At 66.0% G+C, this 13,054-nt stretch carries 13 protein-coding genes; 3 read left to right on the top strand and 10 right to left on the bottom strand.

Going from position 1 to position 13,054, the window contains the following annotated elements:
* Positions 1-171: 171 nt before the first annotated feature.
* Both SB4_RS17045 and SB4_RS17050 read right to left on the bottom strand, forming a co-directional pair.
* The gene (locus SB4_RS17045) at positions 172-795 is read right to left on the bottom strand and encodes a hypothetical protein (RefSeq protein WP_058753538.1); all 624 of its coding nucleotides are present in this window, start codon (positions 793-795) and stop codon (positions 172-174) included.
* Positions 792-1,445, bottom strand: a complete 654-nt coding sequence (locus SB4_RS17050; protein WP_241488668.1) for a class I SAM-dependent methyltransferase — start codon at positions 1,443-1,445, stop codon at positions 792-794. Before SB4_RS17050 ends, SB4_RS17045 begins: the two co-directional genes overlap by 4 nt.
* A 542-nt stretch (positions 1,446-1,987) precedes the next feature.
* Here SB4_RS17050 and SB4_RS17055 point away from each other — a divergent pair.
* Complete coding sequence (locus tag SB4_RS17055; protein ID WP_058753540.1) at positions 1,988-2,245, top strand: hypothetical protein; 258 nt, start codon at positions 1,988-1,990, stop codon at positions 2,243-2,245.
* 34 nt (positions 2,246-2,279) lie between these two features.
* The gene (locus SB4_RS17060) at positions 2,280-2,540 is read left to right on the top strand and encodes a hypothetical protein (RefSeq protein ID WP_058718197.1); all 261 of its coding nucleotides are present in this window, start codon (positions 2,280-2,282) and stop codon (positions 2,538-2,540) included.
* A 49-nt stretch (positions 2,541-2,589) separates the two neighbouring features.
* On the opposite strand, the gene SB4_RS17065 is transcribed toward SB4_RS17060, so the two are convergent.
* A complete protein-coding gene (locus SB4_RS17065; RefSeq protein WP_058753541.1) occupies positions 2,590-3,741 on the bottom strand; it encodes a hypothetical protein in 1,152 nt (383 codons plus the stop codon).
* Between the two features lie 134 nt (positions 3,742-3,875).
* Between SB4_RS17065 and SB4_RS17070 the strand changes: the two genes are divergently transcribed.
* On the top strand, positions 3,876-4,982 hold the full coding sequence (locus SB4_RS17070) for a fatty acid desaturase family protein (RefSeq protein ID WP_058718199.1): 1,107 nt from the start codon (positions 3,876-3,878) through the stop codon (positions 4,980-4,982).
* Between the two features lie 27 nt (positions 4,983-5,009).
* On the opposite strand, the gene lptG is transcribed toward SB4_RS17070, so the two are convergent.
* The 7 genes from lptG to proB form a co-directional block, all read right to left on the bottom strand.
* Complete coding sequence (lptG, locus tag SB4_RS17075) at positions 5,010-6,107, bottom strand: LPS export ABC transporter permease LptG (RefSeq protein ID WP_058753542.1); 1,098 nt, start codon at positions 6,105-6,107, stop codon at positions 5,010-5,012.
* Positions 6,104-7,303, bottom strand: coding sequence for an LPS export ABC transporter permease LptF (lptF, locus tag SB4_RS17080; protein ID WP_174521623.1), 1,200 nt, complete (start codon positions 7,301-7,303; stop codon positions 6,104-6,106). Before lptF ends, lptG begins: the two co-directional genes overlap by 4 nt.
* Before the next feature lie 117 nt (positions 7,304-7,420).
* A complete protein-coding gene (locus SB4_RS17085; RefSeq protein ID WP_420893901.1) occupies positions 7,421-9,340 on the bottom strand; it encodes an ATP-binding protein in 1,920 nt (639 codons plus the stop codon).
* Between the two features lie 51 nt (positions 9,341-9,391).
* Positions 9,392-10,654, bottom strand: a complete 1,263-nt coding sequence (spt, locus tag SB4_RS17090) for a serine palmitoyltransferase (RefSeq protein ID WP_058753543.1) — start codon at positions 10,652-10,654, stop codon at positions 9,392-9,394.
* Positions 10,655-10,676: 22 nt separating this feature from the next.
* Positions 10,677-10,922, bottom strand: a complete 246-nt coding sequence (locus SB4_RS17095; RefSeq protein ID WP_058718202.1) for an acyl carrier protein — start codon at positions 10,920-10,922, stop codon at positions 10,677-10,679.
* Between the two features lie 70 nt (positions 10,923-10,992).
* Complete coding sequence (locus SB4_RS17100) at positions 10,993-11,889, bottom strand: SDR family oxidoreductase (RefSeq protein ID WP_058753544.1); 897 nt, start codon at positions 11,887-11,889, stop codon at positions 10,993-10,995.
* Positions 11,886-12,986, bottom strand: coding sequence for a glutamate 5-kinase (gene proB / locus SB4_RS17105; protein ID WP_058753545.1), 1,101 nt, complete (start codon positions 12,984-12,986; stop codon positions 11,886-11,888). Before proB ends, SB4_RS17100 begins: the two co-directional genes overlap by 4 nt.
* Positions 12,987-13,054: the final 68 nt, after the last annotated feature.

The following is a 13,054-nucleotide window of genomic DNA, read 5'->3' on the forward strand; positions in this document are numbered from 1 at the left end:
GGAGGGGTTTGGGGAGGGCAGGGTGTCTCACCGAGCTTGTCGCCTGTGGCTTTCCCTCCCTCATCCCCTCCCGTTTACGGGAGGGGAGCGGCCAGACGAGACGTTTGAACAAAAAATGGGCAGCGGTCCTTGTCGAACCGCCGCCCTGTCCGTCAAACCGAAAGCCGCGCGTTACGCCGCCTTCAAATCCTCGAAATCATCGACGTCGTGGTGATCCATCCGCTCGCCCTTCATCAGGCGGCGGGGCGCGCTCTTGTACATCTTGAAGTCGTTGAACGGGTCGGTGACGATCTTCGTCGCCCAGACGAGACCCGTTTCCAGATCGCGCTGCGCCCAGAGCTGCATCACGCGCACAAAGATCGCGCTAATGCCCAGGCCCAGCCAGCCGATGCCGACATGGCGCAGATAGCCCATGAAGCCGTCTGGATATTCCAGCGTGCCGAACAATGTCGGCTGGACCAGCAGCACCACCGGGATCGCGCCCCAAATGCCCATCAGCACGTATTTGCGGGCCAGGTTATAGCCGACCTTGATCTCTTCCTTATGCTCATGCGTGGCCTTGTTCACATGGTCATAGCCCTTTGGCTCGAAGAAGAAATGCCCGGCCTGGCGGCTGGTCATCGCCACGCCCCAAGCAAGCAGGCTGGCGACCGCCGGGTCGATGAACAGCAGGACATAGGCAGTTAGGAAGGTGCAGGCGCTGACAAAGTGCAGGCTCTGGTTGACTAGGCTGTGATGATAATAGCGATGATCGTCCCACCGCTGTTCGGCGAGCTGCGCGCGAAAACCAGTCATTGGACATGTCCTTGGGCGGAAGGCTGGCGCTTCGCGAAGCGGACCAGCGAGAAATGGCCGAGCGGGGGCAGGGGGCGGCTTTCGACCAGCTCGACATCGCCGCGCGTCGCCGCCCAGTCGGTATAGCGATCGAACGGGAAGTCGGTGCGGAAGCCCAGCCGGCTGGTGATCGGCATCAGGGTCTTTTCGATCCGACCGCGAAGCCCGTCGCCCGCGCCGACGCGCGTGGTGATGACGATCTCGCCGCCGGGACGACAGATACGCGCGAACTCGTCCAGCGCCTTTTCCGGGTTGGGCACGGCGGTGATGACATATTGCGCGACCACCACGTCGAAGCTGTTGTCGGCGAATTGCAGCGCCTCGGCATCGCCGTACGCGATTTGCTCGACATGGGTCAGCTTGCCGTGACGCACCCGCTCGCGCGCTTTGTCCAGCATCGGCTCGGACAGGTCGACGCCGATGATGCGGTTCGCCCGCGAATATTGGGGCAGCGAAATACCGGTGCCGACCCCCACCTCGATGATGCGGCCACCGATGCGTTCGGCGGCGACGATGGCGGCGGAGCGACCCTTTTTGAAAACGGGGCCGAAGACCAGATCATAGACAGGCGACCAGCGATCATAGGCCTTGGTGACGCTGGCTGTACTCATCTGTGTTGCCATCGAAGGGGCATCCCGTTGAACGACGATGCGACCCCTGTTCGCAGCAGGCGGTGACAGTTTCACGACAAATGACGCGGTACGTGCGAGATTTTCGCAATAGCGCCATCAATATGTCATCGATCGTGCATGAATTTGTCGTATCCTGGAGATAGTAGTTACTCTGGGTATCGCTGTCTGAAAGAGATTTGGCGGCCTGTATTGGTGCATGACTTGTAAGATGCGCCAATCCATTAACTTGTAGAAGCGTCTGCCGATCCTCAAGATTCTGCAGATGGACCGGATATTGCACGGCGATGAGGTTTTGCGTTCCGATGCCGGTGCACATGGGTCCGGGGCGGGGGCGCGATGCCAAGGCGTCGCGCGCCAGGGTGGTGAAAATTCCCCAGACTGTTGGCGCTCTATGCCATAATACGGCAGAATCTGCGACAGCGCATTTTCCTAAATGGCTGAAAATAAACAAATCTAGTGTGTGGCACGAGTAATGCAGTAACTCACATGCCGGGGTGATCCGGCGCCAGGGAGTTACCACCATGTTGCTGTCGTTGCTGCTGACATCGGCCTTAGCCGCCACTTCGCCGGTCCGGGACGCACCGCCGACCACCGTTACGCTCGATACCGTGGCGGTCGTCACCCGCTCCGGCGCGGCCCCCGCCGCCGCGACCCCCACCCGCTACTGCATCGTCGAGGCTCTGACCGGAACGCGCATCCGCACCAGGGTCTGCCACACGGCGGACGAATGGATCGCCAGCGAAGGCGAAGTCCCGACCGGCCGCATCACGCGCCGCTGATCCCCCGTCCTTTTACGCCTTTCGGAGAATTGCCATGATGTTCGCTCTGCTTGCCGCCGCTGCTGCCCTGTCCACGCCATTGCCGCGTGACGAGGTCGTCAAGCCCGCCGCTACCCCCGCCGCGACCTCTGCCGAGGTGTCCGCGCTGCCCACCGCGCCCGATCCCAAGACGACCCGCTACTGCTTCCTGAACGTCGAGGAAGACCACATCATGCGCGGCAAGGTCTGCAAGACGCGCGCCCAGTGGCGCTGGCAGGGTATCGACCCGCTGAACTATATCGGCCGCAACAAGTGAGGGAAAAGGGTGGGGGCCGCACCCACAGGGCGGCCCCGCCCGCCGCGCGTCAGGTCAGATCGCGCGAATAGACATTATAGGTCTTGTTGACGTCGCTTTTGATCGTTTCGGCGATCGAGCGCATCCCCTGATTGTCGTCGAGAATCCAGCCGATCTCGCCGCGCGACGCGCCATAATGCTCGACCGAGGCGCGGCGGATATATTCGATCATCATGAAGGCCAGCTGGCTGGCCATGCGCGACGACTGGAGTTCCTTGACCACGCCCATCAGCGGCACGCGCATCGTGCGCACCTTTGGACGGCGCAGCCACAGTAGCAACTTGGCCCAGCCGAAGGGCAGCAGACTGCCCTTGAGCGGCTTGATTGCCTCGTTGAGGTCGGGCAGCGTGATCATGAACGCCACCGGCTTGCCGTCCAGCTCGGCAATGCGGATCAGGTCGTTGAACACGATCGGCTTCAGCTTGACGCCGACATCCTTGATCTCGGGCGGGGTGAGCGGGATGAAGCCCCAGTTATCCGACCACGCATCGTTCAGGATGCTCAGGATGATCGCGGCCTCTTCCTCGAACTTGGCCTTGTTCACCTCACGCACGCGGATGCGTTCGTTCTTCTCACCCGACTTGATGATGCGCTGAACGATCGGCGGAAATTCCTGCGTGATGTCGAGCTCATAGGTGAAGAGCTGCTTGATGACGCCGTAGCCCGCGCCCTCGATCCAGCCCTGATATTCCGGCCGCGCATGGCCCATCATGATGGTGGGGTCTTGGTCGAAGCCCTGGACCAGCAGGCCCGGCTCTTCCCAGATCGATTGCGAGATGGGCCCGATCGCCCGCGTCATGCCCTGGTCGCGCAGCCAGCCCTCGGCCGCGGCGAGCAGCGCTTGGAACACGTCCTGGTTCACCGCATCCATCAGGCCCCAGAAGCCGACGCCCGGCCCGAAGCCCTTGGACGGGTCCATCTCCAGCGCCAGCGTGTCGAGATGCGCCGAGATGCGTCCGACGACCTTGCCATTCTCTTCCGCCAGGAACAGCTGCGCCTTGGCATGGCTGTACCAGCCATTCTTCTCGGGCGTCAGCAGGCCCAGCGCCTCGCCCTTCAGCGGCGGAACCCAGTGCGGATCGTCGGCGTACAGCGTGAAGGGGAAGTCGACGAACGCCTTGCGGTCGCTTTTCGACGAGATGGGGCGAATGGTGACGGTCATGGGCGTGAGGTCCGGCAGATAATTTCGCGCTCGTTCCTAACCGGCTTGGTCGATCATAGCGAGTGAGGATATCGTCATGGCCTGCCGTGGGAATGCCACCGTGTCGCCACTATATGGGGGCAAAGGATAGACCCATGGAATCGACGCTTTCTTTCGATCGCGGCTCGCACGCGCCTCAGTCCTCGCCCGTCGGGACGTCGCCCACGCGTGTCCCGATCGCGGACGATAAGGCGATGCTGCGCGCCGCCGCCGAACTGACCCGCGACCTGATCGCGCCGCGCCCGGGCCTCTACTGGGCCGACATGGTGGGCAGCGCGCTGGTCGGTTATGCCGCGCTGGCGGTGGCCGTGACGGCGGCGTCGACGGGGGTGATCGTCGTCGCTTCGGTCGTGGCGGTGCTGGCGCTCTACCGCGCGTTGCTGTTCATCCACGAAGTCAGCCATATGAAGCATTCGGCGCTGCCGCGGTTCCGCGAAGGCTGGAACGCGCTGGTCGGCGTGCCGCTGCTGACGCCCGCCTTCATGTATGAGGGGGTTCACAACCTGCACCACGCCAAGACGCGCTATGGCACGGCGGACGATCCCGAATATCTGCCGCTGGCGCTGATGAAGCCATGGACGCTGCCGGTGTTCATCCTGGTGTCCGCGCTGGCGCCGCTGGGCCTGCTGATCCGCTTTGCGATCCTGTCGCCGCTGTCCTGGGTGATCCCCGGCCTGCGCAAGATCGTCGTCGAGCGGTATTCGGCGCTGGCGATCAACCCGCAGTTCCGCCGCCGCATGCCTGAGGGTGAGGCGCTGGTACGTTTCAACCGGACCGATGCGGCAGCGTCGATCTGGGCGATCGCGCTGGTGGCGATGGTCGCGACGGGTGTGATCCCGGTGCGCGGCTTCGCGATCGGCTTTGCGATCGGCTCAGCGGTCGCCGTGCTGAACCAGGTGCGCACACTGGTCGCCCATCTCTGGGAGAATGAGGGCGAGCAGATGACCGTCACGGCCCAGTATCTCGACTCGGTCAACGTGCCGCCGCCCGCGCTGCTTCCGGGGCTGTGGGCACCGGTGGGCCTGCGCTATCATGCGCTGCATCACCTACTGCCGTCGCTGCCCTATCATGCGCTGGGCGAGGCGCACCGCCGGATCAGTGCGGCGCTGACACCGGATTCGCCCTATCACAAGGCGAGCTACAAGGGCCTGCCGGGCCTGGTCGCCAAGATCGGGCTAAGCACGATGCGCCGGGGCAAGTGATCCCCAAATGGTGAGGGCCTTACGCCCTCACTCCTCGGTACGGAACAGCACGGCCTCGCCGATCAGGAAGAACAACAGGATCGGGGCCCAGGCAGCGAGGAAGGGTGGGTAAGCCCCCAGATCGCCCATCGCCATCGAGAAATTGTCGGCGACGAAATAGGCGAAGCCCAGCGCCATGCCGATGACGGCACGGACGAACAGCTTGCCCGAGCGCGCGATGCCAAACGCCGCGACCGCGCCCAGCAGCGGCATCAGCATCGCCGACATCGGTGCGGACAGCTTGTGCCAGAGCGACCCCTCCAGCGACTTGGTCGGCCGTCCCGCCTCTTGCAGGTCGGTGATCGCGCTCGACAGCGCGCCGAAGGACAGGCTGTCGGCATTGACGCTGGCCAGGGTGAGCTGCTCCGGGGTTACCCCGCGCCCGACGATCAGCGAAGGATATTGGGTCAGCTTGCCCGATTTCACCTCGAACCGCGTCGCCGGGCCGATCTGCCATCCATCGCCCGCCCGCACGCCGCGCGGGGCGCGCACGATCGCCTGCAGGCTGCCGCCCGCGCGGTCATAGAGCGTCACGCCGCCCAGCTGCGTCTTGGCCCCACGCCCTTGGATGAGATCGACCGAGAGCAGGTCGTCGCCGTCGCGAACCCAGACATTGGCCCGGTCGCCGCTATCGATGGGCAGGGGGCCATATTGCACCTTCTGCCAGGCCGACAGCGTCGCGCTGGCGCGCGGCACGATCCGGTCGTTGAAGGCGAAGCTGAAGGCCGCCACGCCCGCGCTGGCGATCAGCAGGGGGGCGAGCACCTGATGCGCCGACATGCCCGCCGCCTTCAGCGCGATGACCTCCGAATTCTGGTTCATCGTGAAGAAGGTCAGGATCGTGCCGAGCAGCACCGAGAAGGGCAGCAGGAACGAAACGATCTGCGGCAGGCGCAGCGAGACATAGCGCCACACCTGCGCCTGGCCGTTGCCGGGCGCGGCCAGCACCGCACCGGACTCGCTCAGCACGTCGAGCGTCTGGAGCACCAGCGCCACCGCGAACAGGATGGCGAAGGTGCGGACCAGGAACATCTTCGCCATGTAGATGGCGATCGTCTTCGACGGGAAAATGTTGGACAGGCTCATGCCGTATAGGCCTTTTTACGGCGGCGGCCGGGTATCCAGCGACCGATCGCCTTGGCCAGCTTCGCCACCCCGCGCTCCAGCGCACCGATCGGCTGGCCGCCGGGCACATAGGCGGTGACATAATACATCCACAGGACCAGCCCCGCGAATACCGCGAAGGGCCCCCATAGCGCCAGGATCGGGTTCACCCGCCCCAGCGCGCCGATATCGGCGGCATATTGGTTCACCTTGAAATAAGTGACCAGCATCACGATCGACAGGAACACGCCCAGTGCCGAGGTCGATCGCTTCGGGGGTATGCCCAGCGATACCGCGAGCAGGGGTAGCAGGAACATCGTCACCACCTCGACCACGCGGAAGTGGAACTCGGAGCGGCTGCCGGCGCGTGCCTCGGCACTCTGCGCCTCCTGACCGTGACGGGCCAGCTCGGGCAGGGTGAACTCCAGGTCGCGGCCGCCGCGCTGGCGGAAATTGTCGAACTTGGGCAGGTCGATCGGCAGGTCATGGCTGGAGAAGGTCAGCACGCGGGGTGCCTTGAACTCGGGCCGGTTGTGGATCAGCGTGCCGTTGGTCAGGCGGAAGATGATGACGTTGGGATCGTCGGTCGCCAGGAAGCGCCCGCGCTGCGCCGTCACGCCGATCCAGTCGCCCTTTGACGTGTTGGCGTGGACGAAGATGCCCGACAGGTCGCGGCCATTCTCGCGGCTTTCCTCGATGCGCAGGGTCATGCGGTCGCCCAGATGGGTGAACTCGCCGACCTTGATCGAGGCGCCCAGTGCGCCAGTCCGCAGCTCGTAACGCAGGCCTTCGTAATAATAGCGGGCAACCGGCTGGATATAGCCGACGATCGCGAAGTTCAGCGCCGCCAGCACGATCGCGTACATGTACGGCACGCGCAGCAGCCGGGTATAGCTCATCCCCACGCCGCGCATCACGTCCAACTCGGACGAGGTGGCCAGGCGACGGAAGGCGAGCAGGATGCCCAGCATCAGCCCGATCGGAATGCCCAGCCCCAGATATTCGGGCAGCAGGTTGGCGAGCATCCGCCACACCACGCTGATCGGCCCGCCCTCGGTCGCGACGAACTCGAACAGGCGGCGGATGCGGTCGAGCACCAGCAGCATCGCCGAGATGAGCAGCGTCGCGAACAGCGGCAACGCAATCAACCGGGCCATGTAGCGATCGATGGATTTCATGCGGGGGACTTCATCCGGGGGCCATCACTCGCGCGATAAAACGGCCATGGCTATACGGGGGCGGGCAGGGCGCGTCACCCCTTGTTTGCGCGGGATTCTTCCGGCGTCCGACTTGGCTCAGGCCGCGGCGCAGACCGGCCCCTCGGTCCGCTTCAATGCCGCCGCGACGGCGCGCTCCAGCCCGGCGAGGGTGAAGGGCTTGCGCAACACCTCATGCCCCTCGAACCCGGTTGCCTGCGCATCGCCCGCAAAGCCGGTGACGAACAGCACCGCGACGTCCGGGTGACGCGGGCGCAGCGCGGCGATCAGCTCGGGGCCGGTCAGATGCGGCATGAGCACGTCCGACACGATCAACCGGATGCCCGGATGTCGCGCCAACAGTCCCTCCGCCTCGCGTGGATCGCCACAGGCAATGGGATCGTGGCCCAGCTCGCCCAGCGCTTCCATCGTCGCGGCGAGCACGCGGGGATCATCCTCGACCAGCAGGATGCGCAGCGCCCCCATATCCTCGGCTACATCGGGGGCGGGGGCATCCGGCTCGACGGAGGCGGCCACGGGCCTGGCGATGTGGCGGGGAAAATAGAGGCTGACGGTGGTCCCTTCGCCAGGCGCGGTCTGGATCGTCACGTCGCCGCCCATCTGGCCGACGAGCCCGAAGATCTGGCTTAGGCCGAGGCCCGTGCCCTTGCCTGCGGGCTTGGTGGTGAAGAAGGGCTCGAACACTCGCTCGACGACCTCGGGCGGCATGCCCTCGCCGGTGTCGGTGACCGACAGCAGGACATAATCGCCCGCTCCGCCACGCGGCAGCGTGTCCGCGCCGACCTGCGCCTCGGCGGTGCGGATGGTCAGCTCGCCGCGTCCGTCCATCGCATCGCGGGCATTGACCGCCAGGTTCAGGATGGCATTCTCCATCTGCGTCCGGTCACCGAACAGCATCCAGTCGCTGGTCGCATCCTCGACCGTCACCTTCACGCCGTCGCCCAGCGTCCGGTCGAGCATGTCGCGCATGTCGGCGACCAGCTGGCGCGGGGTGAGGCATTGCGGGGCCAGTGCCTCTTCGCGGCTGAACATCAGCAGGCGGCGGGTCAGCGCGGCGGCGCGGTGCGCACCCTCGGTCGCGCTCTCCAGATGGCGGTGGACATCCTCGTCATTCCCGGAGCGCCGGGCGAGTTCCAGTCCGCCCAGAACGACCGCCAGCATATTGTTGAAATCATGCGCGATACCGCCGGTCAGCTGGCCCAGCGCATCCATCTTCTGCGCCTGGCGGAGCTTGGCTTCCTGCACCTTCAGCTCCTGGGTCGCGGCTTCGACCGCGTCGGCCAGTTCCTCGGCACGGGCGCGTTCGGCGCGGGCCTCGGCATGGGCCTCGGCCCGCTCGCCTACCGCGCGCAGGATCAGCCAGCCGAGCAGGATGCCGCCGAGCACCAGCCCGATCACCAACAGCGCCAGCGCGCCGGCGATCCGGTTGGCGTGGAGCACCGAGTCGCGCGCGGCGGCGCTCCGCTGGTCGAGCAGCACCCGCTCGCCATCGATCAGCGCATCGAGCGTTCGGCCGATCCGCAACAGCGCCTTGGCCTGACCCGCCTGGTAGTAGAGCGCATAGGCCTGTCGATTGCGGTGATAGGTGGTCGACAGCGCGATGGTCGACAATTCCTTGCCACGCACGCCGTAAGCCGCGCGAAGCTGGTCGATCAGCCGCTGTTGCGCGCGATCCTCGACAAGGATGTCGAGCCGGTCGAGCTGCGCGCCCGCCAGGGTCCATTCGTCCGAATAGATCTGGCCCAGCTTGCTGTCGCCCGAGATGACATAGCGACCGAGCGACGCCTCCGACCGGGCGATGGTACCCGCCAGCGTCCGGGCTAGGATCATCACGTCATAGCTGTGCCGCTGCCGCTCCAGCGCGATGTCACGCTCGCGATTGGCATGGCCCAGCGTCAGGATGAGCATGACCAGCGTGACCGCACCGGCCAGCGCCACCGCGATCAGGGCAAGGGTATGCCAGCGGCTCCCCTCTCGCTGATAATCCTGCTCGATCACGGTCGCCACGCTATCCTCGACCAGCAGATATTGCAAAGCGGGCGGAGTGGATCAGCCGATCACGCCCACCGCCTGGCCTGCGGCGCGGAACATGCCCAGCACCGTTTCGATCTGCGCGGGCGTGTGCTCGGCACAGATGGAGCAGCGCAGCAGGAAGGTGCCCGCCGGAGTCGCAGGGGGTCGCGCCATGTTCACATAGAGACCACCGTCGAGCAGCGCCTGCCACATGATGACTGCCTGTTCCTGGTCGTCCAGGATGACCGCGACGATGGCGCTGTCGCAATTCTCGGTGCCCAGGCGGAAGCCCATGTCCTTCAATCCGCCATGCAGCGCGCGCGCGTTCGACCATAGCCGCTCGCGCTTCTCGTGCGCGGTCATCAGCTTGCGGATCGAGGTAGTAGCGGTCGCCACCACCGACGGCGGTAGCGAGGCGGTGAAGATGTACGGACGGCACGCCAGGCGTACCGCCTCGAACTTCGGGTGGTTGGACACCACGAAGCCGCCGACCGTACCGACCGACTTGGAGAAGGTGCCGACGACGAAATCGACCTGGCCTTCCAACCCTTGCGCCTCGTACACGCCGCGCCCGTTGGGGCCGAAAAAGCCCATCGAGTGCGCCTCGTCGACCAGCACCATCGCGCCATGCTTCTTGGCGACGGCGACCATCTCCTTCAGCGGGGCAATGTCGCCCAGCATCGAATAGACGCCCTCCAGCACGACCAGCTTGGCCGGTTCCTTCGGCAGGCGGCCGAGCCGCTTGTCCAGATCCTCGACCGAATTGTGGCGGAAGCGGACGATCTCGGCATTGCCCTGCTGGCAGCCGTCATAGATGGACGCATGGCTGTCGGCGTCGAGGATGACATACTCACCCTTGCCCGCCAGCGTCGAAATGATGCCCAGGTTCGCCATGTACCCGGTCGAAAAGACGATCGCGCCGGTCGTGCCGTAGAATTCGCGCAGCGCCTGTTCGACTTCCATATGGTCGTGGAAGGTGCCGTTGAGCATCCGGCTGCCGTTCGTGCCCGAGCCGAACTGCTCCAGCGCGGTCTTGCCCGCCGCGATCACGTCCGCGTCGAAGGTCATGCCCATATAATTATAGGTGCCGAGCAGGATCGTGTCCTTGCCGCGGATCACGGCCTCGGTCGGCGACTTCACCTGTTCCATCACGATCGCGAAGGGATCGGTGACGCCCGAGTCGAGCAGCTTCTGCCGCTCGGCGATCAGGCCGTCGAACTTGGACAGCAGGTCGTGCTCGGGCGCGATTTCCGGCGCATCGGCGGGAAGGGCGTGGGGCTGGGCAGCGGCTTCGGTCATGTCGGTGTCCGTTTGAAGGCGATCAGGCTTGCTTCAGCTTTTCGACCGCGTCGACCAGCTGGCCGACATTCTCGATCTCGGCCTGCATGTTCATCGTGATGATGATGTCGAACTCGTCCTCGATCGCGGCGACGAAATCCATCACGGTCAGGCTGTCCCACTCCAGATCGCCCTGGAAGGTCGTCGCCTCGGTCAGTGCGACACCCTTCTTGTTGAAGGGCGCGATCTGGGCCGCGACGGTATCGAAAATGGCTTGGCGGTCGCTCATGGTGATCCTTTCAGTCGGGCGCCTAGTGGCACCCAAATGCGGCGGCTTTTCGACCGCGCGTATCTTGCTGCTATAGCAAGCCGTTGGCGCGATACCACCGTGCCGTATCCGCCAGCCCCTTGGCGAGCGGTATGGCGGGTTCCCACAGCGCCGGGTCGGGGCGCAGGGCAGGGTCGGCGGTCCAGTCGGGATGGCAGAGATAGCCGACCCGGTCGGCGGTCAGCTTGGCCCCCTTGCCGCGCAAGGCGCGGTCGATCTTCGCGCCCAGGCTCATCAGTCCCTTGGGCAGATGCAGCGTCATCACCCGCCGCCCGACCGCCGCGCCCATCGCCTGGGCGAGTTCGGCATGGGTCAGAACCTGCCCGTCATCGACCTCCAGCACGGCGCGGGGGCCATCGGTGGCGACCAGCGTGGTCAGCAGCCGGGCGAAATCCTCGACCGCGATCACCGACAGCTTGCCCGGCGGCGGCATGAAGGCGAGGCCGAGTTTGGCGGTGCGGAACACGTCGAGCCATTCGGTATCGTGCGGGCCGTAGATGCCGCTCGGCCGGACGATGGTCCAATCGAGGCCGCTGTCCGTCACCACATCCTCGGCCTGGCGCTTGGACCAGCCATAGACGGACAGGTCGGGTTCGCGCGCCGACAGCGAGGAGACATGGACGAAGCGACGGATGCCCGCCGCCTGCGTCGCCGCGACGATCGCGCGGGTGCCCTCGATATTGCCCGCGACAAAGCCTTCGCGATCGGGGGCGTTCACCACGCCCGCGATGTGCAGCACGGCATCGGCCCCCTCGACCAGCGTGGCGAGACTCTCGGGCTTGTCGAGCGCACCCGCGATCCAGGTGATCCCGGCGCGCGACGGCTGGGCGCGGCGGGTGAGGGCGCGCAAGGTCAGGCCCGAACCGGCGGCACGGTCCACCACCGCGCGACCGACGAAACCGGTCGCCCCCGTGATGGCGACGATCATAGCAGGGCCAGATGGTTGCGATGGATCAGCGCGGCGCGTGGCGCATGACCCAGTATCTCGGCCTGCTGGTCCGATCGCGTGCCGATCAGCGCGCGCGCCTCGGTCGAGTCATATTCGCTGAGGCCGCGAGCGATGGTGCCGTTCGGACCTTCGACAGTGACGAGGTCGCCGCGCGCGAAATGGCCCTGCACGGCGGTCGCCCCGGCCGCGAGCAGGCTGTTGCCCTCCGCCAGCGCCCTGGCCGCGCCCGCATCGACGGTGATGGCCCCGCGCGCGGTCAGGCCGCCCGCCAGCCACGCCTTGCGGGCCGGCGCGCTCTTTTCGGCGACGAAGATGGTGTGGCGGGCGGGGGTCGACAGCGGATGGTCGATCCGGCCCGAGGCGATGGCGAGATGCGCGCCCGCGCTGACCGCGATGCGCGCGGCGGCGATCTTCGACACCATGCCGCCCGATCCCATGCCCGAGGCGGAGCCGCCATCGGCCATGCCGTGGACCGCGTCGATCCGCTCGACCCGCTCGATATGGCGCGCATTCGGGTTGGTGTGCGGGTTGCTGTCGTAGAGCCCATCCACATCGGAGAGCAGCAACACGCCGTTCGCGCCCGCCGCTTGGCCGACCCGCGCGGCGAGCCGGTCATTGTCGCCGAAGCGGATTTCCTCGGTCGCTACGCTGTCATTCTCGTTGATGACCGGCACTACGCCCAAGCCCAGAAGGCGGTTCAGCGTCGCGGCGGCGTTCAGGTAACGGCGGCGATCCTCCAGATCGTCGAGCGTTACCAGCATCTGCGCGGCGGTCAGTCCCTGCCCGTGCAGCAGTTCAGCCCAGGCCTGGCTGAGCGCGATCTGGCCGGTGGCGGCAGCGGCCTGCGCATCCTCCAGGCTTGCGCGGCCCCCCTTGGGCAGGCCCAGGCGACGCGCGCCGAGTGCGATCGCGCCGGACGAGACGATCGCGATTTGCTGCCCGGCGCGTACCCGCGCGGCGATGTCGGCGACCAGTCCCGTCAGCCAGTCGCGACGGACTTCACCCTCGGGCGTGACGAGGAGGGCGGAGCCGACCTTGACGATCAGGCGCTGGCAGGTGGTGGGGGGGAAGATCATCGGGTTGTTTCTAGTGTTGATCGGCAGCGACGGTCTCTGCGAGGCGTCTTGCCCTCCCCCGACCCCTC

The organism is Sphingomonas sanguinis (assembly GCF_001476905.1).
Lineage (GTDB): Bacteria > Pseudomonadota > Alphaproteobacteria > Sphingomonadales > Sphingomonadaceae > Sphingomonas > Sphingomonas sanguinis_B.

What these genes read in the sequence shown, in the direction of transcription:
- SB4_RS17065 (WP_058753541.1), bottom strand. Translation starts at nt 3,741, where the DNA reads ATGACCGTCACCATTCGCCCCATCTCGTCGAAAAGCGACCGCAAGGCG.
- lptG (WP_058753542.1), bottom strand. Translation starts at nt 6,107, where the DNA reads ATGAGCCTGTCCAACATTTTCCCGTCGAAGACGATCGCCATCTACATG.
- SB4_RS17055 (WP_058753540.1), top strand. Translation starts at nt 1,988, where the DNA reads ATGTTGCTGTCGTTGCTGCTGACATCGGCCTTAGCCGCCACTTCGCCG.
- SB4_RS17060 (WP_058718197.1), top strand. Translation starts at nt 2,280, where the DNA reads ATGATGTTCGCTCTGCTTGCCGCCGCTGCTGCCCTGTCCACGCCATTG.
- SB4_RS17045 (WP_058753538.1), bottom strand. Translation starts at nt 795, where the DNA reads ATGACTGGTTTTCGCGCGCAGCTCGCCGAACAGCGGTGGGACGATCAT.
- lptF (WP_174521623.1), bottom strand. Translation starts at nt 7,303, where the DNA reads ATGAAATCCATCGATCGCTACATGGCCCGGTTGATTGCGTTGCCGCTG.
- SB4_RS17050 (WP_241488668.1), bottom strand. Translation starts at nt 1,445, where the DNA reads ATGAGTACAGCCAGCGTCACCAAGGCCTATGATCGCTGGTCGCCTGTC.
- spt (WP_058753543.1), bottom strand. Translation starts at nt 10,654, where the DNA reads ATGACCGAAGCCGCTGCCCAGCCCCACGCCCTTCCCGCCGATGCGCCG.
- SB4_RS17095 (WP_058718202.1), bottom strand. Translation starts at nt 10,922, where the DNA reads ATGAGCGACCGCCAAGCCATTTTCGATACCGTCGCGGCCCAGATCGCG.
- proB (WP_058753545.1), bottom strand. Translation starts at nt 12,986, where the DNA reads ATGATCTTCCCCCCCACCACCTGCCAGCGCCTGATCGTCAAGGTCGGC.
- SB4_RS17100 (WP_058753544.1), bottom strand. Translation starts at nt 11,889, where the DNA reads ATGATCGTCGCCATCACGGGGGCGACCGGTTTCGTCGGTCGCGCGGTG.
- SB4_RS17070 (WP_058718199.1), top strand. Translation starts at nt 3,876, where the DNA reads ATGGAATCGACGCTTTCTTTCGATCGCGGCTCGCACGCGCCTCAGTCC.